Below are 22681 nucleotides of genomic sequence, written 5' to 3' on the forward strand. Positions count from 1 at the left end.
GACGGGGTCGGAGCGGGCATGTACGGCTGGATCTGGCGGCATCTGCCGGGCAATGCGTGGGTACGCGCGCTGATCTCCCTCGTCCTGGTCCTGGCCGTGGTCTTCGTCCTGTTCCAGTACGTCTTCCCCTGGGCCGAACCGCTGCTTCCGTTCAACGATGTGACCGTCGACGAAGGTTCGGGAGCCACGCGGTGAGCGCGCGCATTCTGGTCGTGGACAACTACGACAGCTTTGTTTTCAACCTGGTCCAGTACCTGTACCAGCTCGGCGCCGAGTGCGAGGTGCTGCGCAACGACGAGGTCGAGCTCGCGCACGCGCAGGACGGGTTCGACGGGGTCCTGCTCTCGCCCGGACCCGGCACCCCGGAGCAGGCCGGCGTCTGCGTGGACATGGTCCGCCACTGCGCCGCCGTCGGCGTGCCCGTCTTCGGCGTCTGCCTCGGGATGCAGTCCATGGCCGTGGCCTACGGGGGCGTGGTCGGCCGGGCCCCCGAGCTGCTGCACGGAAAGACCTCCCCGGTGCTCCACGAGGGGCTCGGGGTCTTCGAGGGCCTGCCCTCGCCGTTCACCGCGACCCGCTACCACTCGCTGGCCGCCGAGCCGCAGACCCTCCCCGACGTGCTCGAGGTGACCGCCCGGACCGAGGACGGGATCATCATGGGCCTGCGGCACCGGGAGCACGACGTGGAGGGCGTGCAGTTCCACCCCGAGTCCGTGCTGACCGAGGGCGGCCACCGGATGCTCGCCAACTGGCTCGTGCGCTGCGGGGACGCGGGCGCCGTGGCCAGGTCAGCGGGCCTCGCGCCGGTGGTGGGCAAGGCCGTCGCATGACGGCGGTCGCGCCGCCCGCCCCCACCGGGGGCCGGGCCGCGCGGCGCAGGGCGGCCCAGGAGGCCGCGAAGCGCGCCCGGCGGCGGGCGCGCGGCGGCCCGGTGGTCGTCGCGAGCCGTGCGGCCGGTGAGCTCTTCATCACCCTCGGCCTGCTCATGCTCCTCTTCGTCACCTACCAGCTCTGGTACACGAACGTGCTGGCGGAGCGCGCGGCCGACGGCGCCCGCGGCAGCCTGGAGCGGGCCTGGGCCGAGGGCCCGGCCGCCGGGGCGCCGGCCCCCGCGGCCTTCGAGCCCGGCCAGGGTTTCGCGATCATGCACATCCCCAAGCTGGACGTGAAGGTGCCGGTCGCGGAGGGCACCAGCAAGGCGAAGGTGCTCGACCGCGGGATGGTCGGGCACTACTCCGAGGGCGTCCTGAAGACCGCGATGCCCCAGGACGCGCAGGGGAACTTCGCCGTGGCGGGCCACCGCAACACGCACGGCGAGCCCTTCCGCTTCATCAACCGGCTCCGCCCCGGCGACCCCATCGTGGTCGAGACCCGCGAGGCCTACTACACGTACGAGATGGCCTCGATCCTGCCGCAGACCCCGCCGACGAACATCTCCGTGCTGGAGCCGGTCCCCCGGGGATCCGGGTTCACCGGCCCGGGCCGCTACCTCACCCTGACCACCTGCACCCCCGAGTTCACCAGCACGTACCGCATGGTCGTGTGGGGCAGGATGGTCGAGGAGCGGCCGCGCAGTGCGGGCGTCCCGGCGGCCCTCTCCGCCGGCTGACGGGGATCGGGAGTCGCAGTCTTGGCAGCCAGGAGTACACGCGCAGCGGGGGCTGCGCGCGCCGCCGGCGGTACGCGCAGCAGGCTCGCGGTGGTCCTCGGCCTCACCGGCGAGCTGCTGATCACCACCGGTCTGGTGCTGGGCCTGTTCGTCGTCTACTCGCTGTGGTGGACGAACGTGCTCGCCGACCGGCAGGCCGCGCGCGGCGGCGACGCCGTGCGCGAGAGCTGGCGGGCGGCCGCCGCGGGCGGCGCCGCCGCCGGGCCGGGCGCCCTCGACACCCGCGGCGGGATCGGCTTCCTCCACGTGCCGGCGATGGGCGGCGGCGAGGTGCTGGTCAAACGGGGCACCTCCCCGGAGGTGCTGGACGACGGCGTGGCCGGCTACTACACCGAGCCGCTGAAGTCGGCGCTGCCCTGGGACCCGTCCGGCAACTTCTCCCTCGCGGCGCACCGGGACGGGCACGGGGCCAGGTTCCACAACATCCACAAGATCCGGACCGGGGACGCGGTCGTCTTCGAGACCCGGGACACCTGGTACGTGTACAAGGTCTTCGCCGAGCTGCGCCAGACCTCCAAGTACAACGTGGACGTCCTCGCCCCGGTCCCGAAGCAGGCGGGCCGGGAGCGTGCGGGCCGGTACATCACGCTGACGACCTGCACCCCGGTCTACACGTCCAAGTACCGGTACGTCGTATGGGGCGAGCTGGTCCGCACGCAGAAGGTGGACGCGGACCGGACGCCCCCGGCGGAGCTGCGCTGAGCCCGGCCGGACCCCGGGTGCACGGAGAAAGGGCCCGGTTCCCCCTGTGAGGGGGGAACCGGGCCCTCGTGGGCTCCGGGGGCTCCGGGGGGCCGGAAGGGGCTAGTTGCCCCCGCGGAGGCCTCCGAGGAAGCCTCCCTCGTCCCCGTTGTTGCCGCCGTTGTTGTTCCCGCCGTCCTGCTGGCCGGGGACCGTCCGCACGTTGACCACGGTGCCGGGGGCGACCGGGGTGTTGGCGCCCGGGTCGGTGGCCAGGATCAGGGCGTTCTCGTCCTGCGGACCCGACAGCACCGAGCCGAAGCTCAGGTTGTTCTGCTGGAGGATCTGCCGGGCCTCGGCGACCGTCTTGTTGAACAGCTGCGGCACCTGGACCTGCTGGGCCGCCTTGGCGATCTCCACGTTGACGGTCGAGTCGGGGGCGACCTGCTGGCCGGGGGCCAGGCTCTGCTTGACGACCGTGCCCGCGGTGGCCGTGGAGTCGACCTCGGTGGTGGTGCCGAGCTGGAGCCCGGCGTCCTCCAGGGCCTTCTTCGCCTCGGCCTCGCTCTTGCCCATCAGGTCCGGGACGGTGGACTTCTCGGCCTCCTTGGCCACGGTCAGGGTGACCGTGGAGCCCTTCTCCACCGAGGAGCTGCCGGGCGGGTTCTGCTTGAGGACCGTGCCGGCGGTGCGGTCGGACTCCTCGTTCTTGCGCTCGACGGTGAAGCCCTTGTCGCGCAGGGTCTTCTCGGCCTCGTCGAAGGACACGTTCAGCACGTCGGGGACCAGCACCTTGGGGGCGCCGGTCGAGACGACGACGTTGATCGTGCTCTCCTTCTCGACCTCGGTGCCCGGCGCGGGGTCCTGGCTGCAGACCTTGCCCTCGGGCTGGTCCTCGCAGGGCTCCTTGCCGGCCTCGACCACCTTCACCCCGGCGTTCTCGCCGTTCTTGACCGCCTGCGCGAAGGTGTCGCCGACGAGGTTGGGCGCGGAGACGGGGTCGCTGCCGTTTCCGCTGGTCAGCGACTGCCCGATGAGGATGGCGCCGATCAGCACCAGGACCGCCGCCGCGGCGAGCAGCACGGTGGAGGCGCGGCTCTTCTTCTGGCGGCGGCCGGACCGGCCCCCGTCGTCGTAGCCGGGCGGCGGGTAGCCCTCGCCGCCGGGCGGCATGGGCGGCATCATCGAGGTCTGGCCGGGGTCGGCGGTGCGCAGGGCCGTGGTGGGCTGGTCGTAGCCGGGGTGGCCGTGCCCGTGGCCCTGGTCGTAGCCGTACCCGCCGTAGCCGGGGGCGCCGAGGGCGGCGGTGGCCGCGACGGGCTGGCCGTCGAGGCAGGCCTCGATGTCGGCGCGCATCTCGTCGGCGGACTGGTAGCGGTAGTTGGGGTCCTTGACCAGGGCCCTGAGGACGATGGCGTCCATCTCGGGCGTGATCTCGGGGTCGAAGTTGCTCGGCGGCTGAGGCTCTTCCCGCACGTGCTGGTAGGCGACGGCCACGGGGGAGTCGCCGACGAACGGGGGCCGGACGGTGAGCAGCTCGTACAGCAGGCAGCCGGTGGAGTACAGGTCGGAGCGGGCGTCGACCTGCTCGCCCTTGGCCTGCTCGGGGGAGAGGTACTGGGCGGTGCCGATCACGGCGGCGGTCTGCGTCATCGTCATGCCGGAGTCGCCCATGGCGCGGGCGATGCCGAAGTCCATGACCTTCACCTGGCCGGTGCGGGTCAGCATGACGTTCGCGGGCTTGATGTCGCGGTGCACGATGCCGGCGCGGTGCGAGTACTCCAGGGCCTGGAGGATGCCGATCGTCATCTCCAGCGTGCGCTCGGGCAGCAGCCGGCGGCCGGAGTGCAGCAGCTCGCGCAGCGTGGACCCGTCGACGTACTCCATCACGATGTACGGGATGGAGATGTTGTCGACGTAGTCCTCGCCGGTGTCGTAGACCGCGACGATCGCCGGGTGGTTGAGCGAGGCGGCGGACTGGGCTTCACGGCGGAACCGGGCCTGGAAGGACGGGTCGCGGGCCAGGTCGGCCCGCAGCGTCTTCACGGCCACGGTGCGGCCGAGCCGGGTGTCGTGCGCGAGATAGACCTCGGCCATGCCACCACGGCCGAGCACCGAGCCCAGCTCGTACCGGCCGCCGAGGCGACGCGGCTCTTCCATAACGTCTCCAGCCCTCTCCGTCAGTCCCGACCGCACCCGTGTGTGGTCCGGCGGTGTGCTGTCCGCGCAAAGGCTACCGGCCGCGGATGTGTCTGCCGTCCGTGACCGCAGGCTGATACAGGACCGGTACCGTACGCCGCCGGGCCCCGGCGGCGTACGGGCGGGTCACCCGGGGGTCACCCCTGGCTCTTGAGCACGGCCTTCATGACGTCCTTGGCCACCGGAGCGGCCAGGCCGCCACCGCTGATGTCCTCGCGGGTGGCGCTGCTGTCCTCGATGACCACGGCCACGGCGACCGCGCCCTTCTCGGTGGTGGCGTACGAGATGAACCAGGCGTAGGGGCGCTCCTTGTTCTTCTCGCCGTGCTGCGCGGTGCCGGTCTTGCCGCCGACGGTGGCGCCGCTGATCCGGGCGTTCGTGCCGGTGCCGTTCTCGACGACGTTGACCATCATCTCCTGGAGCTTCTGCGCGTTCTCCGGGGAGAGCGGGCGGCTCATCTCCTCGGGCTCGGTCTGCTCGATGACGTCCAGGTTGGGTGCGGTCAGCTGGTCGACCATGTACGGCTTCATCAGCTTGCCGTCGTTGGCGACCGCGGCGGCGACCATGGCCATCTGGAGGGGCGTGGCCGCGGTGTTGAACTGGCCGATGGAGGACAGCGCGTTGCTGGGGGCGTTCATGTTCTTGTCGTAGACGCTGGCGAAGGCGCGGACCGGGGTGTCGATCTTCGGGTTGTTGAAGCCGAAGCTCTCCGCCGCCTTCACCATCTCGTCCCGGCCCACCTTGTTGCCCAGGTTGGCGAACACGGTGTTGCAGGAGACCTCCATGGCCCTGTTGAGGCTCGCCTTCTCGCAGCCGCCGTGCTGGTTGATCAGCCTGGTGTCGGGGCTGGGGACGGTGCCGGGCAGGAAGTACGGCTCGGGGGTGTCGGTGGGGGCGTTGATGTCCTTGACGACCCCCTTCTCCAGCGCCGCGGCGGCGGTGACGACCTTGAAGGTGGAGCCCGGCGGGTAGGTCTCGCGCAGGGCGCGGTTCACCAGCTCCTTGTTCTTGCTGTCCTTGAGGGCGACCCAGGCCTTCTCGTCGTTCTTGGAGTTGCCGGCGAAGACGGACGGGTCGTACGAGGGGGCGCTGGCCAGGGCCAGGATGGCGCCCGTGCGCGGGTCGAGGGCGACCACGGCGCCCTTGTTGTTGCCGAGCGCCTTGAAGGCGGCCTTCTGCGCGGCGGGCACCAGGGTGGTGACCACGTTGCCGCCCTGCTTCTTCTCGCCGGTGAACATGCCGATGGTGCGGTCGAAGAACAGCCGGTCGTCGTTGCCGGTCAGGATGCCGTCGTGGAGGTTCTCCAGCTGGGTGGAGCCGAAGGCCTGGGAGGCGAAGCCGGTGACGGGCGCCCACATCGGGCCGTCGAGGTAGGTGCGCTTGTACTTGTAGTCGCTGCCGTCGGTGACGGCGGAGCCGGTGATCGGCTTGCCGTTGACGATGATGTTGCCGCGCTCCTGCGCGTACTGGGCGATGGCGACCCGGCGGTTCTCCTTGCGGGTGCTGAGATCCTGGGCCTGGACGTACTGGAGCCAGTTCGTCCGGACCAGCAGCGCCAGGATCAGCAGCCCGCAGAAGATCGAGATGCGGCGCAGGGGCTTGTTCATGAGGGTCGGACCACCTGGGTCATCTCGGCGTCGGGGGACGGGGCGGGGGCCGGTGCGGGACGGCGCGCGGTGTCGCTGATGCGGATGAGGATGCCGATGAGGGCCCAGTTCGCGAGGACGGAGGAACCGCCCGAGGCGAGGAAGGGCATGGTCATGCCGGTGAGGGGGATGAGGCCCATGACCCCGCCCGCGACCACGAAGACCTGGAGGGCGAAGGCGCCGGAGAGCCCGATGGCGAAGAGCTTGCCGAAGGGGTCGCGGGCGGCCAGGGCGGTGCGGACGCCGCGCTCGATGATCAGGCCGTAGAGCAGCAGGAAGGCCATGACCCCGGCGAGCCCGAGCTCCTCGCCGACGGTGGAGAAGATGAAGTCGGAGTTGGCGGCGAAGCCGATCAGGTCGGAGTTGCCCTGTCCCCAGCCGGCCCCGAGGACCCCGCCGGAGCCGAAGCTCATGATCGACTGGCCGACCTGCTCGCAGGCGCCGGAGGTGGTGTAGCAGGCGAAGGGGTCGAGCCAGGCGTTCACGCGGTAGGCGACGTGGCTGGAGAAGGAGGCCACGACCACCGCGCCGCCGACCGACATCAGCAGGCCGATGACGATCCAGCTGGTCCGCTCTGTGGCCACGTACAGCATGATCACGAACATGCCGAAGAACAGCAGCGAGGTGCCGAGGTCGTTCTCGAAGACCAGGATGAGCAGGCTGACGGCCCAGATCGTCAGGATCGGCCCGAGGTCGCGCCCGCGCGGCAGGTAGAGGCCCATGAAGCGGCGGGAGGCCAGGGCCAGGGCGTCGCGCTTGACCATGAGGTAGCCGGCGAAGAACACCGCCAGGACGATCTTCGCGAACTCGCCGGGCTGGATGGAGAAGCCGCCGACGCTGATCCAGATCTTCGCGCCGAACACGTCGGCGCCCAGGCCCGGGACGATCGGCAGGATCAGCAGCACGAGGGCCGCCGCCATGGAGATGTACGTGAACCGCTGGAGGGTGCGGTGGTCCTTGAGGACCAGCAGCACGCCGGCGAACAGGCCGATGCCCAGCGCCGTGTACAGCATCTGGTTCGGCGCGGACTCGGAGAAGGTGCCGAAGGCCCGCTTGGCCAGGTTCTGGAGGCGCTCGGACTGGTCCAGGCGCCAGATCAGCACCAGGCCGAGGCCGTTGAGCAGGATGCCGAGGGGCAGCAGCAGCGGGTCGGCGTACTTGGCGTAGCGGCGTACGACGAGGTGGGCGATGCCCGCCACGACCGCGAGGGCGAGGCCGTAGAACAGCATGCCCGGGGGCAGCTTGCCGTCGATGGCCAGGCCCACGTTGGCGTAGGCGAAGATCGGGATGACCACGGCGAAGCCGAGCAGCATCAGCTCGGTGTTGCGCCGGCTCGGCAGCTCGATGGCGCCGATGGTGGTCGTGTTGGTGACAACGCTCATGGTGTGGCAGGCCCCCTGTGCCCGCTGGCGGCTCCGGCTGTTACTGGCCGCACTGGTCGACCAGCTTCTTCTCTTCTTCGGTGAGAGCGGGGCCGGGTGTGGGTGTCGGGTTCGTCTGGGTGGCCGTGCCGTCGGGCGCGGGCTTGGCGCTCTCCTCGGCCTTGCGCCGCTGCTCGTCCTTCTTGCAGGCGGTGACCTGGGTGCCCAGTTCGCGGATCTTGGCCAGCGCGCTGTCGCGGTCGCCCTCGCTGATCGTGGCCTCGACCTGCTTGCGCTTGAAGTCCGGCAGGTACTTCAGTTCGATCTCGGGGTGGTCCTGGTCGACCTTGGACAGGCTGATCCAGGCGAGGTTCTGGCTGATGCCGCGGTACAGCGCCACGTGCTGGTCCTTGACCCCGACGTAGTACTGGGTCTGGGTCCAGCGCCAGCCGCCGTAGACGGCGCCGCCGACCACGCCGAGGGCCACCAGCAGCAGGAGGGAGCGCTTGAGCCACGCGCGGCCCTTGCGGGGGGCGTAGTCCTCGTCGTCCTCGTCGAACTCCCCGTGCTCGGGATCGCCGTACGAGCCGTACGCGCCCGGGGCCGCGCCGTAGCCGGGGGTGGAGCCGCTGCCGGGCGGGCCGAAGCCCGGGGCCGGGGCGGCCTGGCGGCCGAGCCCGGCGGCGCGGCCGGCGGGGGTCTGCATGGCCCCGCCGTCGAAGAGCTGGTGCTGGTTCTCGGCCACGGCGCCGACGACCACGGGGGTGTCGGTGTACTGGGCGGCGAGGGTGTCGCCCGTGTCCCCGTCGAGGACGTCCGCGACGATGCAGGTGATGTTGTCCGGGCCGCCGCCGCGCAGGGCGAGCTGGATCAGCGCCTGCACGGTCTCGTACGGACCGTGGTAGCCGGCCAGGGTCTCCTCGAGGGTCTGGTGGGAGACCACGCCGGAGAGGCCGTCGGAGCAGATGAGGTAGCGGTCGCCGGGCCGGACCTCGCGGATGGACAGGTCGGGCTCGACGTGGTCGCCGCTGCCGAGGGCCCGCATCAGCAGGGAGCGCTGCGGGTGGGTGGTGGCCTCTTCCTCGGTGATGCGGCCCTCGTCGACCAGGCGCTGCACCCAGGTGTGGTCCTGGGTGATCTGCGTGAGCAGGCCGTCGCGGAGCAGGTAGGCGCGGGAGTCGCCGACGTGGACGAGGCCGAGGCGCTGGCCGGTCCACAGCAGGGCGGTGAGCGTGGTGCCCATGCCCTCCAGCTGGGGGTCCTCCTCGACCATGACGCGCAGCCGGTCGTTGGCGACCTGGACGGCGCTGCCGAGGGAGGTCAGGACGTCGGAGCCCGGGACGTCGTCGTCGAGCGGCACGAGGAGGGAGATCACCTCGGAGCTGGCGACCTCGCCGGCGGCCTGGCCGCCCATGCCGTCGGCGATGGCGAGGAGGCGGGGGCCGGCGTAGCCGGAGTCCTCGTTCCCCTCGCGGATCATGCCCTTGTGGGATCCGGCGGCGAAACGCAGGGACAGACTCATGCGCACCTCGCCGGTCGGGTCCGGGTACAACCGGTCTCGAGCCACACTGCCCACCCTCCGGTCGGGAGCGCGCTCGGGTCCGCTGTGGGGACCGCCGCGGCTCGCTCGCTCCGCTCGCTCATTCTCGTACTACTTCCGCAGCTCGATGACGGTCTTGCCGATGCGGATCGGGGTGCCCAGCGGAATGGGTGTCGCGACGGTCAGGCGGGCCCGGTCGAGATACGTGCCGTTGGTGGACCCGAGGTCCTCGACGATCCAGTTGCCGTCGCGGTCGGGGTAGATCCTGGCGTGCCTGCTGGAGGCGTAGTCGTCGTCCAGGACGATGGTGGAGTCGTGGGCGCGGCCCAGGGTGATCGTCTGCCCCTGGAGGGCGACCGTGGTGCCCGTCAGGGTGCCCTCGGAGACGACCAGCTTGGTCGGCGCCCCGCGGCGCTGGCGCTGCTGCGGGGGCGCGGCCTGCCGGCCGCCGCCGCCCTGCGGCTGCGTGCGGGTGTCGCTCCCCCCGCGGCGGGACCCGCGCTGGGTCACGCGGGTTCCGAAGAGGTCGCTGCGGATGACCTGGACGGCCACGATGACGAACAGCCACAGGACGGCCAGGAAACCCAACCGCATGACCGTCAGGGTCAGCTCTGACATTGCCCCCGCTTCACCCTTCGGCTTGCCGGTAAATGATGGTCGTGCTGCCCACGACGATCCGCGAGCCGTCGCGGAGCGTAGCGCGGGTGGTGTGCTGCCCGTCCACCACGATGCCGTTGGTGGATCCGAGATCCTGGATCGTCGGGGGCGTTCCGGTCCGGATCTCGCAGTGCCGGCGCGATACGCCGGGGTCGTCGATCCGCACGTCGGCCTCGGTGCTGCGGCCGAGCACCAGCGTCGGGCGGGAGATCTGGTGGCGGGTGCCGTTGATCTCGATCCAGCGCCGCGTGACCGCGCCGCCCCCGGGGACGGGAGCGGGGCCGCCGCCGCTGCGGCTGCGGCCGGGCTGGGGGCCGCCGCCCGCGTACCCGCCGCCGGGAGGCGGGCCGGGTGGCATGGGCGGGGTCCCTGCCGGAGGATAGCCGTAGCCGCCCTGGGCGGGCTGCTGCTGCTCCGGCTGGGACTGGGAGGTGGAGGAGGCCAGGGTGCGGCTGCGCACGCGGTAGAGGCCGGTGTCGAGGTCGTCGGCCTTCTCCAGCTGGACCTTGACCGGGCCCATGAACGTGTAGCGCTGCTGCTTGGCGTAGTCGCGCACGAGCCCGGCGAGCTCGTCGCCGAGCTGGCCGCTGTAGGGGCTCAGGCGCTCGTAGTCGCCGGCGCTGAGCTCCACGATGAAGTCGTTGGGGACGACCGTCCGCTCGCGGTTCCAGATGGTGGCGTTGTTGTCGCATTCGCGCTGGAGCGCGCCCGCGATCTCGACCGGCTGCACCTCGGACTTGAACACTTTGGCGAAGGTGCCGTTCACCAGACCTTCGAGTCGCTGCTCGAACCTCTTCAGGACTCCCATGGGGCACCTCCTCCGTCGTTGTCGCCCTGGTACTGCTTACTGATCGTATCCACGCGCGGGGAAATCGGCTGGTTCCCCTTATCTGTCCGGCAGACGAGTGTTGCCCCTCACAAGGGATCGTAGAGGCGGCCCCGGGACAGTGTCCCGCACCGGGCGGTTCCCGTGGGAGGGGAGGTGCCGCCGGGCCCGCCGGGGGGCCTCCGGCGGGGGGTGCGGGGGCCGCCGGGGGGCGGCCGGGAAAGCGATGTGATTCCACCCCGTCCGACGTGCTAATGTTCCGGTGTCGCCAGGGGAACGGCCCGCAAGGGAAAGACCACTGGAGCTACTCGGGCGAGTGGCGGAACGGCAGACGCGCTGGCTTCAGGTGCCAGTGTCCTTCGGGACGTGGGGGTTCAAATCCCCCCTCGCCCACAGCGGAAGCCCCGCGGACCATCGGTCCGCGGGGCTTCTTCGTATGCGGCCGGGCGCGACTTTGGTCGGTGCGGGACGCGACGAAAGGTGATGGGGGCGGCGGGCCCCCGTTGCCTAGGGTCGGGGGCGTGGACGTGCGCGAGGAGCTGAGGCGGGGCTGGACCTGGCTGAAGGGGCCCGACCCCTGGAGCCGGCGCCGGCTGGCGGGCGAATGCGTGCTGGCCGGGGTGCTGGCGCTGATGGGCGCGGGCATCGCCGACGTGATGGAGGAGCCCGGCTGGCAGGTGCTGGCCACCACGGCCGGTGTGGCATTGCTCTCGCTGCTGCGGCGCCGGCTGCCGGCCGGGGTGCTCGTGGTCTCCTGCGCCCTGTCCGGGGTGCTCGTGGGCATGGCCCCGATGACGATCCTGGCGGGCTGGACCGCCGGCCGCCGGATCGTCGGGGTCGGCAGGGCGCTCGGCGCCTTCACCCTGGCCTTCGTCCTGAGCACGGTCACCTCGATGGCCGCCGACGGGGCCTGGCCGCGCCCGCTGCCGCTGGTGCTGCTGTCCACGCTGTTCTTCCTGGCGACGACCGTGATGCCGGGTCTCGCCAGCCGGTACTGGAACCAGCGCCGGACCCTGCTGCACGCGATGCAGGAGCGCAACGCCCAGCTGCTGCGCGAGCGGGAGATGGTGGCGGGACAGGCCCGGCTGCGGGAGCGGCAGCGCATCGCCCAGGACATGCACGACAGCCTCGGCCACCAGCTGGCGCTGATCGCGGTGCACACGGGCGCCCTGGAGGTGGACCCGGAGCTGACCGGCCGTCAGCGCGAGGCGGTGGGGGTGCTGCGCCAGGCCTCGGTGGCGGCCATGCACGAGCTGCGCGAGGTCGTGGGGATCCTGCGGGACGGGGTCGAGGCCCCGGCGGGCGGCGAGGAGGCGCAGCCTGCGGCCCGCGGGGTGGCCGGTATCGCGGGCGTGGTGGAGGCGGCCCGGGCGGCGGGCACGCGGGTCGACCTGGCGCAGAGCGGGCAGCCGCGGCCGCTGGCGGCGGCCTGCGACCACGCGGCGTACCGGATCGTGCAGGAGGCGCTGACGAACGCGTACAAGCACGCGCCCGGTGCGGCGATCGCGGTGGAGCTGCGGTACGAGGACGACTCGCTGGTCGTGGAGATCGTCAACGGGCCCGGGAGCGGTCCGGGCGCCGGCGAGGTGGTCAGCGGGGGCCAGGGGCTGACCGGGCTGCGCGAGCGGGCCCGGCTGGTCGGCGGGATGGTCTACACGGGGCCCGCCGAGGACGGCGGCTTCCGGGTCGCGGGCGTCCTGCCGTACGGGGCGGAGCCGGCCGGGGCCGCGCCGCCGCGGGTGGACGCGGCCGACGACTTCGGGCAGCAGGCGCAGGCCCTGTCCGGGGACGGGCGGGGCGGCGGGGCCGCGGTGGACTGGAGCGCCGTGGACCGCGAGCTCGCGGGCCGGATCGGCGGCGGCCGGTCCCGGGGGCTGGCCCTGGGCTGCGGGATCGCCGCGGCGGTGGGCCTGGTGCTGGTGCTGGCGGGCGGTGCGGCGCTGTTCATGATGGTGGGCTCGGCGCAGAAGTCGATGGTGGGCCGCGCGGACTACGACGCGGTGCGCGTCGGGCAGTCCGAGGAGCAGGTGCGGGCGGCGCTGCCGGAGGGCGATCCGCTGCTGACGCAGGGGCTGGAGCGCTCGGGGCCGCCGCGGCCCGAGGGCGCCCGGTGCCTGCTGCTGCTGTCGGACGAGACGGTGGACTCGTTCAACGAGGAACCGGTTTTCCGCTTCTGCTTCCGGGACGGCAAGCTGATCGAGAAGTCGTCTTACAACGCGAAGAGGTAGGGACGCCCGTGGCGAGCGGTGTGGTCAGAGTGGTGATCGCCGACGATGAGCCGCTGATCCGTGCCGGGATCCGGATGATCCTGACCTCGGATCCCGGCATCGAGGTGGTCGCGGAGGCGGCGGACGGGCGCGAGGCGGTGGAGCTGGCGCGCTCCCACGCCCCCGACGTGGTGCTGCTGGACATCCAGATGCCCGTGATGGACGGGCTGTCGGCGCTGGGCGAGCTGCGCCGGGCGGTGCCGGGGGCGCGGGCGCTGATCCTGACGACCTTCGGGGAGAAGGAGAACGTGCTGCGGGCCCTGGCGGAGGGCGGCGCCGGCTTCCTGCTGAAGGACTCGGCCCCGGCCGAGCTGATCGGCGCGGTGCGGGCGGCCGCGGCCGGGGACGCGTACCTGTCGCCGGGGGCGACCCGGCACGTGGTCGACCAGCTGGCCGCGGGCGGTGCGGGCCGGGCCGGCGGGCGGGCCGGGGAGGCGCGGCGGCGGGTGGCGGAGCTGAGCGAGCGGGAGCGGGGGGTGCTGGCCCTGCTCGGCGAGGGGCTGTCCAACGCGGACGCGGGGCGGCGGCTGCACATGAGCGAGGCGACCGTGAAGACGTACGTGAGCCGGATCCTGGCCAAGCTGGGCTGCGAGAACCGCGTGCAGGCGGCGCTGCTGGCGCGGGACGCGGGGCTCTGAGGGGCGCCGGCGGGGTGCTGCCGGGGCCTGCCGGTCGCGGGCGGGCCGTCCGGGGGTGTGACGAGGGCGGGGCGTGTGGTCCCTTCCGCGGGCGGTCCCGTGGTGGGTACGGTCGCCGCTGTTGATCGACGGGTACGTGCGACAGGGCGGGGACGGGCATGGGCGAGCGGATTCCTCAGGTGGCGGGGTTCGCTCCGCGCGAGGCGCAGGGCGCTCCGCGGGCGGAGGGCAGGGCGCTGCGGCTGCGCGCGCCCCGGGGGGACCACGGCCGGCTGGATCCGGTGGCGGGGCGGCCCGACGCGGTGCGCGCGGTCGAGGAGTCGAACGCCGGGCGGGTGCCGGAGCTGACGCCGATCCGGGTGGGCCGGATGGCCGCGAACCCGTTCGCCTTCCTGCGGGGTGCGGCGGGGCTGATGGCGCACGACCTGGAGGGCACCCCGGTCACGGGGGTCGGCGCGCAGATCTGCGGGGACGCGCACGCGGCCAACTTCGGGCTGTACGGGGACGTGCGGGGCCGGCTGGCCATCGACCTGAACGACTTCGACGAGACCGTGTTCGGCCCGTGGGAGTGGGACGTGAAGCGGCTGGCGGCCTCGCTGGTGCTGGCCGGGCGGGTGGCGGGGCTGTCCGAGGGCTCCTGCCGGGCGGCGGCGTACGACGCGGTGGGCGCGTACCGGCGGACCATGCGGATCCTGGAGGGGCTGCCGGTCCTCGACGCCTGGAACGCCGTCGCCGACGAGCAGCTGGTCTCGCGGCGGGACGTGCGGGACCTGGTCGGGCTGATGGAGAAGGTGTCGGAGAAGGCCCGCAAGAACACGAGCGCGCGGTTCGCGGCCAAGGCCACCACGGAGCTGCCGGAGGGCGGCCGGGCCTTCGTGGACGCGCTGCCGGTGCTGCGGCGGGTCGGCGACGGGGAGGCGGCGGCCGTCGCGCGGGCGCTGGGCGGGTACCTGGGCACGGTGGGCGCCGACCGGCTGCCGCTGCTGGCCCGGTACGCGATCCACGACGTGGCGTTCCGGGTGGTCGGCACGGGCAGCGTGGGCACCCGCTCGTACGTGGTGCTGCTGCTGGACCACCGGGGCGAGCCGCTGGTGCTCCAGGTGAAGGAGGCGCGGCCCTCGGTGCTGCTGCCGCACCTGAGCGCGGTGGGCTTCGAGAACGCACCGGTGGACCACGAGGGGCGCCGGGTGGTCTCCGGTCAGAAGCGGATGCAGGTGGTCTCGGACGACCTGCTGGGCTGGACGACGGTGGAGGGGCGGCCCTTCCAGGTGCGGCAGTTCCGCAACCGCAAGGGGAGCGTGGACCCGGCGGCCCTGTCGGCGACGCAGATAGACGACTACGGGCGGCTGACGGGCGCGCTGCTGGCGCGGGCGCACGCGCACAGCGTGGATCCGCGGCTGGTCGCCGGGTACCTCGGCAAGAGCGAGGAGTTCGAGGAGGCGGTGGCGCGGTTCGCCGTCGCGTACGCGGACCGGACGGAGGCCGACCACGCGGAGCTGGTGGCGGCCGTGCGGGCCGGGCGCATCGCGGCGGAGGAGGGGGTCTGAGCAGGCCGGGGCGGCGGGGCGGCGGGTTCGTGCCCGTACCCCGGCCGACCCCCTAGGCTGGACGGGTGAGCGAGGAAACTGCCGGGGAGACCCGTGCCCCCGAGGACGCCGAGCGGCCGGAGGCCCGGCTGGCGCGGGCCGTGCGCGCTGCCGAGCAGGCGCTGATCGAGTTCGAGATCGCCGTCGAGACCTTCCGCGTGGAGGTGGAGAACTTCTCCCGCCTGCACCACCAGAAGCTGGGGCCCATGTACACCCGGCTCGACGAGCTGGACGCGCTGATCGCGGAGGCCAGGGCCGCCCGTACCGGCGATCCGGAGGACGTGCGCCGGGCCGCCGAGGCCCGGTCGCTGGTGATGCCGATGCCGGGCGTGGAGGAGCTCTTCGAGGGCTGGATCGGCTCCGACGGGATCGGCGACGACGCGTCGGCCATGCTCGGCGGGCAGCCGGTGCGCCCGCCCGAGCGGGTGCGGCCCTCGGAGGAGGCCCGCCGCCTCTACCGCGAGCTGGTCCGCCGGGCCCACCCGGACCTGGCGCAGGCCGAGCCGGAGCGGGCCCGCCGGGACGGGTTCCTGGTCCGGGTCAACGCGGCGTACGCGCGCGGGGACGAGGCGGAGCTGCGGGCGCTGGCCGAGGAGTGGGAGGCCGGTCCGGGACCGCAGGAGCCGCAGGTCACGGAGGCCGAGGAGCTGTACGCCCGGCTGGAGTGGCTGGCGCGGCGCAAGGAGCTGCTGACGGCGGTCGCGGCCGAGCTGGAGGAGAGCGCGATCGGCGCGATGCTGCGGATGGCGCCGGAGGACCCAGACCGGCTGCTGGACGAGATCGCCGAGCAGCTGCTCGCGCAGGTCGGCGAGCGCGAGGCGGAGCTGGCGCAGCTCGCCGGATAGGTTCGGCTGGTCTGCTTGGTCCGGCTGGTTCCGGCTGGTTCGGTCGGGGCCGGATACGGCAGAACGTCCCGGAAACGTCCTGAAACGTCCGGAAACATCCGGACACGGAAAAGACAACCAAGAAAGAGAAGGCGTTATGAACTTCGGTCCGCTTCCCTCGGTGGGTGCCGCGGCGGTCCCGGCCGACGGCTTCGTCCTGGACGTCCGCGAGGACGACGAATGGCGGGCCGGTCACGTCGAGGGCGCGCTGCACGTCCCGATGAGCGACTTCGTGGCCCGCTTCGGCGAGGTGACGGAGGCCGTCGAGGACGGCCGCCGGGTGTACGTGATGTGCCGGGTCGGCGGCCGTTCCGCCCAGGTCACGCAGTACCTGGTGCGCCAGGGCATCGACGCGGTGAACGTGGACGGCGGGATGCAGGCCTGGGACGGCGCCGGGCGCCCGATGGTGGCGCAGGACGCGGGCAGCCCGGCCTTCGTGCTGTAGTCCGGCGCGGTCCGGTACGGGCGTGTACGCGGAGCGGCCCTCCCTGCGGGTGCCCGGCGCGGTGCTCTGGCGCTCCGGCGGCGGGCCCGCCGGCCCGGTGCTGCCGGACGGCTGCATGGACCTGCTGTGGGTGGACGGCCGGCTGCTGGTCGCCGGGCCGGACACCCGGCCGCACCCGGCCCGGGAGGTGCCGGGCGCGGCCTTCGCCGGGATCCGCTTCGGGCCCGGGGCGGCGCCGGCGCTGCTCGGCGTACCGGCGGACGTGCTGCGGGACCGCCGGGTGGAGCTGGCGGACCTGTGGCCCGCGGCGCGGGTGCGGGCCCTGGCCGGGCGGGTGGCCGCGTACGCCGATCCGCTCGACGGGCTGGAGGCGCTGGCCGCACCGCGGACGGCCGGGACCGGGCCCTTCGCGGCGGAGGTCGTGGCGCGGCTGCGGGCCGGGGAACCGGTGGCAGCGGTCGCGCGGGCCATGGAGCTGAGCCCGCGCACGCTGCACCGCCGCTCCCTGGCCGCCTTCGGGTACGGGGCCAAGACCCTGGACCGGGTGCTGCGCTTCCAGCGGGCGCTGGCCCTGCTGCGGGCCGGGGTGCCGGCCGCGGCGGCCGCCCAGAGCACCGGGTACGCCGACCAGGCGCACCTGGTACGGGAGTTCAGGGCCCTGTCGGGCGGGACGCCCGCGCGCTACGCGCCGAGCCGGGCGAAGAGGGAGACCCCGCAGCCGTCCGGGTCGGCCACGACGGCGTAGCGCTGGCCCCAGGCGGCGTCCCAGGGCGCGATGAGCCCCTTGGCGCCCGCGGCGGTGAGCTCGGCGTAGAGGGAGTCGACCTCGGCGGGCGAGTCGCAGAGGAAGGCGAGGCCGATCCGGTCCCCGCCCTCGGGGCGGGTCCAGTGCGGGTCGAAGGAGCGGATCACCTCCTCGGTGTCCCAGCCGATGCGCAGGCCGCCGGGGAGATCGGCCTCCACGTGCTGCTCCCGGTCCGCCGCGGCCGGGAGGTCCAGGCCGAGGCGGCGGTAGAAGGCGAGCGAGGCGGCCATATCGCTGACGACCAGGCCGATCATGTCGAGTCGAGGGGTCATGGGGGCAGGCTAGGCCGCTTGCGGGCGGCCGGTATTGAAGAAAACGGCCACGGGCGTGCTCCGGCCGGGGTCAGGACAGCGGATGGGCGGCCAGCAGGTCGCCGAGGGCCTCCTCGTGGGCCGCGGCGGGGCCGAGGGAGAGCTCCAGCTGCTTGGCCCAGGCGTGGTAGCGGTGCAGGGGGTAGTCGGTGTCGGCGCCGAAGCCGCCGTGCAGGTGCTGGGCGGTCTGTACCACGCGCCGGACCCCTTCCGAGGCCCAGATCTTCGCCACGGCCACGTCGCCCGCGGCGGGCAGCGGGCCGCCCGCGCCCGCACCGCTGCCCAGGCGCCAGGCGGCCTGCCAGAGGGTGGCCTCCATGGCGCGCAGGTCGATGTAGCGGTCGGCGGCCTGGACGGCGACGGCCTGGAAGGTGGCCACGGGGAAGCCGAACTGCTCGCGTTTTCCGGTGTATTCGCTGGTCATCGCGAGGACGGCGGTGCCCAGGCCGAGGGCGAGGGCGCAGGTGCCGGTGGTGAGGAGGAGCCGCAGCTCCTCCCAGGCGCCGGGCCGGTCGACGAGGTGGTCCGCGGGGACGCGCACGGAGTCGAGGGTGAGCTCGGCCAGGCGCTCCCCGCTGGTGGAGTACTGGTCGGCGAGGGTGAGCCCGGGGGCGTCCCGGGGGACCAGCGCGAGCACGGCCGCGCCGTCGCCGGTGTGGGCGGGTACGGCGATGTAGTCGGCGCCGTGGGCCCAGGGGACGGAGGTCTGGAGCCCGTCGAGGATCCAGGCGGGGGCGGCCGGGGCTTCGGTGGGGCTGCCGGGGCGGGCCGGGTCGCCGGTGTGCTCGGGGCGGGCGGTGACGGCGAGTTCGGCGGGGTCGTGGCCCGTGCGGCCGCTCGCGGCCGCGGTCAGGACGAGTTCGCCGCGGCCGGCCGGGCCGAGGAGGGCGGCGGCCAGCGCGGGGCTGCCGTGGGCCTGTACGGCTGCGGCGGCGGCGCAGTGCTCCAGGAGCGGGACCCGGGCCAGGACCTTGGCGGACTCGCGCAGCAGCAGGCACAGGGCGATGGCGTCCAGGCCGGAGCCGCCGTGCTCGGGGGCCAGGGTGAGGGCCAGCAGGTCGGAGGCGGCCAGCCGGGCCCACAGGGGGCGGTCGAAGTCCTCGGCGACCGCCCCCGGGGTGAGCGCGGGGCTGGGCACGCCGTCGGGGGCGACGTCCGCGAAGACGGCCCGTGCCGCCTCGACGGCCGCCTGCTGTTCCTCGGTGAAGGTGAAGTCCACTGCCTGTCCTCCCGCGCGCGCACCGGATCCGGCGTCCGTCCTGTCCGACGGCCGTCTGCCTGACGGGTCGTCAAGATAGAACAGGTTCCTGTAATTGCACAGGGTGCGGCGGTGCGCTGCGCGGGGGAGGGCCGCCGCGGGGCGGCCGGGGGTCAGCGGTCGAAGTCGATCTCCACCTCGTCGGTCACCGCGTGCGACTGGCAGGCCAGGACGAATCCGGCCTCCGTCTCCTCCTCCTCCAGGGCGAAGTTGCGGTCCATCCGGACCTCCCCCTTGACCACGAAGGCCCGGCAGGTGCCGCAGACCCCGCCCTTGCAGGCGTACGGCGCATCCGCGCGGTTGCGCAGCACCGTGTCCAGCAGGGACTCCCCGTCCTGCACGGGCCAGCTGCCCGAGCGGCCGTCGAGCCTCGCGGTGACCTTGCCGTGCGCCGGGCCCGCGGGGCGGGACGCGGCCGCGCCGCCCGTGCCCTCGCTGTCGGAGACGTGGAAGACCTCCTCGTGGATCCGCGCGCGGTCCACGCCGAGCCCGCGCAGGGCCCGCTCGGCCCCCTGCACCAGCCCGTACGGACCGCACAGGAACCAGCCCGCGACGGAGTCCACCGGCAGCAGCGCGGGCAGCAGCGAGGACAGCCGCTCCTCGTCCAGGCGCCCGGAGGGCAGCCCGGCCTCCTGCTCCTCGCGGGAGAGCACGGTCACCAGCTGGAACCGCTGCGGATAGCGGTCCTTGAGGTCGGCGACCTCCTCCAGGAACATCGTCGAGGCCGCGGTCCGGTCCGTGCGGACCAGGCAGAACCGGGCCTCGGGCTCGGCCGCCAGCAGCGTGGCGGCGATGGACAGCACCGGGGTGATCCCGCTGCCGCCGACCACCGCCGCGAAGTGCCCGGGGCGCGGTTCGAGGACGAACCGGCCGGCCGGGACCATCACGTCGACCAGGTCCCCGGCGCGGACCTCGTCGTGCGCGTACGTGGAGAAGGCGCCGCCGTCCACGAGCCGCACGCCGACCCGCAGCCGCTCCGGGCCCCGGGCGCCGGGCGCGGGCGAGCAGATCGAGTAGGTCCGGCGGACCTGGTCCGCAGCCGCGCCCGCGGCGGCGGTGCGGCGCAGGGTCAGGTGCTGGCCGGGGGCGTGCCGGTACGCCTCGCGCAGCGGCGGGGGCACCTCGAAGGTCAGGGCCACCGCATCCTCGGTGAGCCGGTCGACAGCGGCCACCCTCAGCTGGTGGAACGCGCCGTGGCGGGCCGCAGCCATCTACAACTCCTTGAAGTGGTCGAACGGTTCGCGGCAGGAGACGCAGCGCCGCAGGGCCTTGCAGGCCGTGGAGGAGAACCGGCTGAGCAGCTCGGTGTCGGTGGACCCGCAGTGCGGGCAGCGCACGGACAGGGTCAGCGGGACCGGGCTCCCCGCCGCATGCGGCCGGGGCGGGGCTATGCCGAACTCCTCGAGCTTGCGGCGGCCTTCGGCCGTGATGTCGTCGGTGGTCCAGGCGGGGGTCAGCACCGTCCGCACCGAGACCTCGGGTATGCCGTGCTCCACGAGGGTCCGCCGGATGTCGGCCGACATGGCCTCGACGGCGGGGCAGCCGGTGTACGTCGGCGTGAGGTCCACCTCGGCGTGGCCCGGGGCGAGCATCCGGACCCCGCGCAGCACGCCGAGCTCGGTCAGCGTCAGGACGGGCAGCTCGGGGTCGAGGACCGAGCCGGCGAGCGCGGCCAGCTCCTCTTCGAGGCGGGTGGCGGTCACCACTGGGCTCCCGGGTGGCTGCGGTGCAGGTGCTGCATCTCGGCGAGCATCCGGCCGAAGGACTCCGTGTGCAGCCCCTCCCGTCCCGCCCCCGCGCGCCAGGCCCCCGAGCGGGGGCCCTCGGGCAGGGTCAGCCCGGCCTGCCGTACGGTCTCGGAGACCGCCGTCAGCCAGGCCGTCTCCAGGGCGTCCATGGCCGCCGGGTCCAGGCCCAGGCCCTCGACGTGCCGGAACATCTCGCCGGTGTACCGCCACAGCGCGGTGAGCCCGGCCTGCATGCGGCGCCGGCTCTCCTCCGTGCCGTCGCCCAGGCGCAGGGTCCACTGCTCGGCGTGGTCGCGGTGGTACGCGGTCTCCTTGACGGCCTTGGCCGCCAGCGGGGCGAAGGGGCCTTCGCCCGCGGCCAGTTCCGTGAACAGCAGCTGCTGGTACACGGAGAAGTACAGCTGCCGGGCGATGGTGCGGGCGAAGTCCCCGTTGGGCTGCTCGGCCAGCTGCACGTTGCGGAACTCGCGCTCCTCGCGCAGGAACGCCAGCTCGTCCTCGTCCCCCGCCAGGGAGAGCAGGACGCGGGCCTGGCCCAGCAGGTCCAGCGCGATGTTGGCGAGGGCGACCTCCTCTTCGAGGACGGGGGCGTGCCCGGCCCACTCCCCCAGGCGCTGGGCGAGGACCAGGGCGTCGTCCCCGAGGGCGAGGGCGGCCTCGCGCGCGGGTCCGGTCAGCAGGCCGGCCGCGCCGGTACCGGTCGTGGTGCTCACAGGTGCCGCACCCCCTCGGGGATCTCGTAGAAGGTCGGGTGCCGGTACGGCTTGTCGGCGGCCGGGGCGAAGAAGGGGTCGCGCTCGTCCGGCGAGGAGGCCGTGACCTCCGCGGAGGGGACCACCCAGATCGAGACGCCCTCGCTGCGCCGGGTGTACAGGTCGCGGGCGTTGCGCAGGGCCATCTCCGCGTCCGGTGCGTGCAGGCTGCCGGCGTGCGTGTGCGACAGCCCGCGGCGCGAGCGGACGAACACCTCCCACAGCGGCCATTCCGACGAGCTCATGCCTTCACCCCTCCGTGCTTGCGGGCGTACTCAGCCGCCGCGTCCCTTACCCAGGCGCCCTCTTCGTGCGCCGTGCGGCGCTGCGCGAGGCGCTGGTCGTTGCAGGGGCCGTTGCCCTTCAGGACCTCCCAGAACTCCGCCCAGTCGATCGGGCCGAAGTCGTGGTGCCCCCGCTCCTCGTTCCATGTGAGGTCGGGGTCGGGGAGGGTCAGGCCCAGGGCCTCGGCCTGCGGCACCGCGATGTCCACGAACCGCTGGCGCAGCTCGTCGTTCGAATGCCGCTTGATCTTCCAGGCCATGGCCTGCGCCGAGTGCGTGGACTCGGCGTCCGGCGGGCCGAACATCATCAGCGAGGGCCACCACCAGCGGTCCACCGCGTCCTGGGCCATCGCGTGCTGCGCGTCCGTGCCCTTCGACAGGGCCATCAGCAGCTCGAAGCCCTGGCGCTGGTGGAAGGACTCCTCCTTGCAGATGCGGACCATCGCGCGGGCGTACGGCCCGTAGGAGCAGCGGCAGATCGGGACCTGGTTCGTGATCGCCGCGCCGTCCACCAGCCAGCCGATGGCGCCCACGTCGGCCCAGGTCAGCGTCGGGTAGTTGAAGATCGAGGAGTACTTCTGCTTACCGGCGTGCAGCCGGTCGAGCAGCTCGTCCCGGCTGGTGCCCAGGGTCTCGGCGGCGCTGTACAGGTACAGCCCGTGCCCCGCCTCGTCCTGCACCTTGGCCATCAGGATCGCCTTGCGGCGCAGCGAGGGCGCGCGCGTGATCCAGTTGGCCTCGGGCTGCATGCCGATGATCTCGGAGTGCGCGTGCTGGGCCATCTGGCGGACGAGCGAGGAGCGGTACTCCTCGGGCATCCAGTCCCGGGGCTCCACCCGCTCGTCGGCCGCCACGGCCGCTTCGAACGCGGCGACGAGCGCCGGGTCGGGCACCGCTCCGGCTGCCGCGTCCGGCGCTCCCGCCGTCCTGTGGGTCGTCGCCGTCATTCTGGCCCCCTGCCGCTTCCTGCCGAGTGCGCCCGTCGGGGCGCCTGTCGAGTTGTGCCGAAACCTGACGAGTCCTGCGCGTTCCTGCCGTCAGCCTACCGACCGATCGTTCGGTTCATGCTCTTCAATGGTGAGACGGCGGCCCGTAGGGTGTCAACCTCTGTGGATGGCTCCCTG

23 protein-coding genes and 1 tRNA gene are annotated in these 22681 nt (G+C 73.3%); 11 read left to right on the plus strand and 13 right to left on the minus strand.

Features of this window, described 5'->3' with window-relative positions:
• Window positions 1–18: 18 nt before the first annotated feature.
• Genes ACZ7JZ_RS10420 through ACZ7JZ_RS10435 form a run of 4 tightly spaced genes read left to right on the plus strand, consistent with a single transcriptional unit; the run spans window position 19 to window position 2371 of the window.
• Window positions 19–195: a hypothetical protein gene (locus tag ACZ7JZ_RS10420; RefSeq protein WP_226731531.1), complete on the plus strand. Its 177-nt coding sequence runs from the start codon at window positions 19–21 to the stop codon at window positions 193–195.
• A complete protein-coding gene (locus ACZ7JZ_RS10425) occupies window positions 192–830 on the plus strand; it encodes an aminodeoxychorismate/anthranilate synthase component II (RefSeq protein WP_470935782.1) in 639 nt (212 codons plus the stop codon). Before ACZ7JZ_RS10420 ends, ACZ7JZ_RS10425 begins: the two co-directional genes overlap by 4 nt.
• A complete protein-coding gene (locus ACZ7JZ_RS10430; protein ID WP_470935785.1) occupies window positions 827–1609 on the plus strand; it encodes a class E sortase in 783 nt (260 codons plus the stop codon). The genes ACZ7JZ_RS10425 and ACZ7JZ_RS10430 overlap by 4 nt, the downstream gene beginning before the upstream one ends.
• Before the next feature lie 21 nt (window positions 1610–1630).
• Window positions 1631–2371: a class E sortase gene (locus tag ACZ7JZ_RS10435; protein ID WP_470935788.1), complete on the plus strand. Its 741-nt coding sequence runs from the start codon at window positions 1631–1633 to the stop codon at window positions 2369–2371.
• A gap of 102 nt (window positions 2372–2473) precedes the next feature.
• Here ACZ7JZ_RS10435 and pknB read toward each other — a convergent pair whose 3' ends face one another.
• The 6 genes from pknB to ACZ7JZ_RS10465 form a co-directional block, all read right to left on the minus strand.
• Entirely contained in the window at window positions 2474–4510 is a 2037-nt protein-coding gene (gene pknB / locus ACZ7JZ_RS10440; protein ID WP_470935791.1) for a Stk1 family PASTA domain-containing Ser/Thr kinase, read from the minus strand.
• Window positions 4511–4686: 176 nt separating this feature from the next.
• On the minus strand, window positions 4687–6156 hold the full coding sequence (locus ACZ7JZ_RS10445) for a peptidoglycan D,D-transpeptidase FtsI family protein (protein WP_470935794.1): 1470 nt from the start codon (window positions 6154–6156) through the stop codon (window positions 4687–4689).
• Window positions 6153–7577: an FtsW/RodA/SpoVE family cell cycle protein gene (locus ACZ7JZ_RS10450; protein ID WP_470935797.1), complete on the minus strand. Its 1425-nt coding sequence runs from the start codon at window positions 7575–7577 to the stop codon at window positions 6153–6155. Before ACZ7JZ_RS10450 ends, ACZ7JZ_RS10445 begins: the two co-directional genes overlap by 4 nt.
• A 40-nt stretch (window positions 7578–7617) precedes the next feature.
• The gene (locus tag ACZ7JZ_RS10455; protein ID WP_470935800.1) at window positions 7618–9123 is read right to left on the minus strand and encodes a PP2C family protein-serine/threonine phosphatase; all 1506 of its coding nucleotides are present in this window, start codon (window positions 9121–9123) and stop codon (window positions 7618–7620) included.
• An 84-nt stretch (window positions 9124–9207) separates the two neighbouring features.
• Window positions 9208–9714, minus strand: a complete 507-nt coding sequence (locus ACZ7JZ_RS10460; RefSeq protein WP_470935803.1) for an FHA domain-containing protein FhaB/FipA — start codon at window positions 9712–9714, stop codon at window positions 9208–9210.
• A 10-nt stretch (window positions 9715–9724) separates the two neighbouring features.
• The gene (locus ACZ7JZ_RS10465) at window positions 9725–10561 is read right to left on the minus strand and encodes an FhaA domain-containing protein (RefSeq protein ID WP_470935806.1); all 837 of its coding nucleotides are present in this window, start codon (window positions 10559–10561) and stop codon (window positions 9725–9727) included.
• Window positions 10562–10889: 328 nt separating this feature from the next.
• Between ACZ7JZ_RS10465 and ACZ7JZ_RS10470 the strand changes: the two genes are divergently transcribed.
• The 7 genes from ACZ7JZ_RS10470 to ACZ7JZ_RS10500 all read left to right on the plus strand — a co-directional run bounded on the left by ACZ7JZ_RS10470 (window position 10890) and on the right by ACZ7JZ_RS10500 (window position 17144).
• A tRNA-Leu gene (locus ACZ7JZ_RS10470) sits at window positions 10890–10972 on the plus strand.
• A gap of 128 nt (window positions 10973–11100) precedes the next feature.
• The gene (locus ACZ7JZ_RS10475; protein ID WP_470935809.1) at window positions 11101–12807 is read left to right on the plus strand and encodes a histidine kinase; all 1707 of its coding nucleotides are present in this window, start codon (window positions 11101–11103) and stop codon (window positions 12805–12807) included.
• Window positions 12808–12839: 32 nt separating this feature from the next.
• The gene (locus ACZ7JZ_RS10480; protein WP_470935812.1) at window positions 12840–13484 is read left to right on the plus strand and encodes a response regulator; all 645 of its coding nucleotides are present in this window, start codon (window positions 12840–12842) and stop codon (window positions 13482–13484) included.
• 158 nt (window positions 13485–13642) lie between these two features.
• Window positions 13643–15031, plus strand: coding sequence for a DUF2252 domain-containing protein (locus ACZ7JZ_RS10485; protein ID WP_470935815.1), 1389 nt, complete (start codon window positions 13643–13645; stop codon window positions 15029–15031).
• A 65-nt stretch (window positions 15032–15096) separates the two neighbouring features.
• On the plus strand, window positions 15097–15915 hold the full coding sequence (locus ACZ7JZ_RS10490; protein WP_470935818.1) for a hypothetical protein: 819 nt from the start codon (window positions 15097–15099) through the stop codon (window positions 15913–15915).
• A gap of 136 nt (window positions 15916–16051) precedes the next feature.
• Window positions 16052–16399, plus strand: coding sequence for a rhodanese-like domain-containing protein (locus ACZ7JZ_RS10495; protein ID WP_470935820.1), 348 nt, complete (start codon window positions 16052–16054; stop codon window positions 16397–16399).
• Window positions 16400–16421: 22 nt separating this feature from the next.
• Window positions 16422–17144 carry a helix-turn-helix domain-containing protein gene (locus ACZ7JZ_RS10500; RefSeq protein ID WP_470935823.1) on the plus strand — a complete coding sequence of 241 codons (723 nt, stop codon included), beginning with the start codon at window positions 16422–16424 and terminating at the stop codon, window positions 17142–17144.
• On the opposite strand, the gene ACZ7JZ_RS10505 is transcribed toward ACZ7JZ_RS10500, so the two are convergent.
• The 7 genes from ACZ7JZ_RS10505 to paaA form a co-directional block, all read right to left on the minus strand.
• On the minus strand, window positions 17081–17476 hold the full coding sequence (locus ACZ7JZ_RS10505) for a VOC family protein (protein ID WP_470935826.1): 396 nt from the start codon (window positions 17474–17476) through the stop codon (window positions 17081–17083). The two genes, ACZ7JZ_RS10500 and ACZ7JZ_RS10505, sit on opposite strands and share 64 nt — an antisense overlap.
• Before the next feature lie 70 nt (window positions 17477–17546).
• On the minus strand, window positions 17547–18734 hold the full coding sequence (locus ACZ7JZ_RS10510) for an acyl-CoA dehydrogenase family protein (RefSeq protein ID WP_470935829.1): 1188 nt from the start codon (window positions 18732–18734) through the stop codon (window positions 17547–17549).
• Window positions 18735–18886: 152 nt separating this feature from the next.
• The gene (paaE, locus tag ACZ7JZ_RS10515) at window positions 18887–19984 is read right to left on the minus strand and encodes a 1,2-phenylacetyl-CoA epoxidase subunit PaaE (protein WP_470935832.1); all 1098 of its coding nucleotides are present in this window, start codon (window positions 19982–19984) and stop codon (window positions 18887–18889) included.
• Complete coding sequence (paaD, locus tag ACZ7JZ_RS10520) at window positions 19985–20479, minus strand: 1,2-phenylacetyl-CoA epoxidase subunit PaaD (RefSeq protein ID WP_470935835.1); 495 nt, start codon at window positions 20477–20479, stop codon at window positions 19985–19987.
• Window positions 20473–21234, minus strand: coding sequence for a 1,2-phenylacetyl-CoA epoxidase subunit PaaC (gene paaC / locus ACZ7JZ_RS10525; protein WP_470935838.1), 762 nt, complete (start codon window positions 21232–21234; stop codon window positions 20473–20475). Before paaC ends, paaD begins: the two co-directional genes overlap by 7 nt.
• Window positions 21231–21518: a 1,2-phenylacetyl-CoA epoxidase subunit PaaB gene (gene paaB / locus ACZ7JZ_RS10530; RefSeq protein ID WP_470935841.1), complete on the minus strand. Its 288-nt coding sequence runs from the start codon at window positions 21516–21518 to the stop codon at window positions 21231–21233. Before paaB ends, paaC begins: the two co-directional genes overlap by 4 nt.
• Window positions 21515–22504, minus strand: coding sequence for a 1,2-phenylacetyl-CoA epoxidase subunit PaaA (gene paaA / locus ACZ7JZ_RS10535; protein ID WP_470935844.1), 990 nt, complete (start codon window positions 22502–22504; stop codon window positions 21515–21517). The genes paaB and paaA overlap by 4 nt, the downstream gene beginning before the upstream one ends.
• Between the last annotated feature and the right edge of the window lie 177 nt (window positions 22505–22681).

It is taken from the genome of Streptomyces sp. NPDC038213, assembly GCF_055600495.1.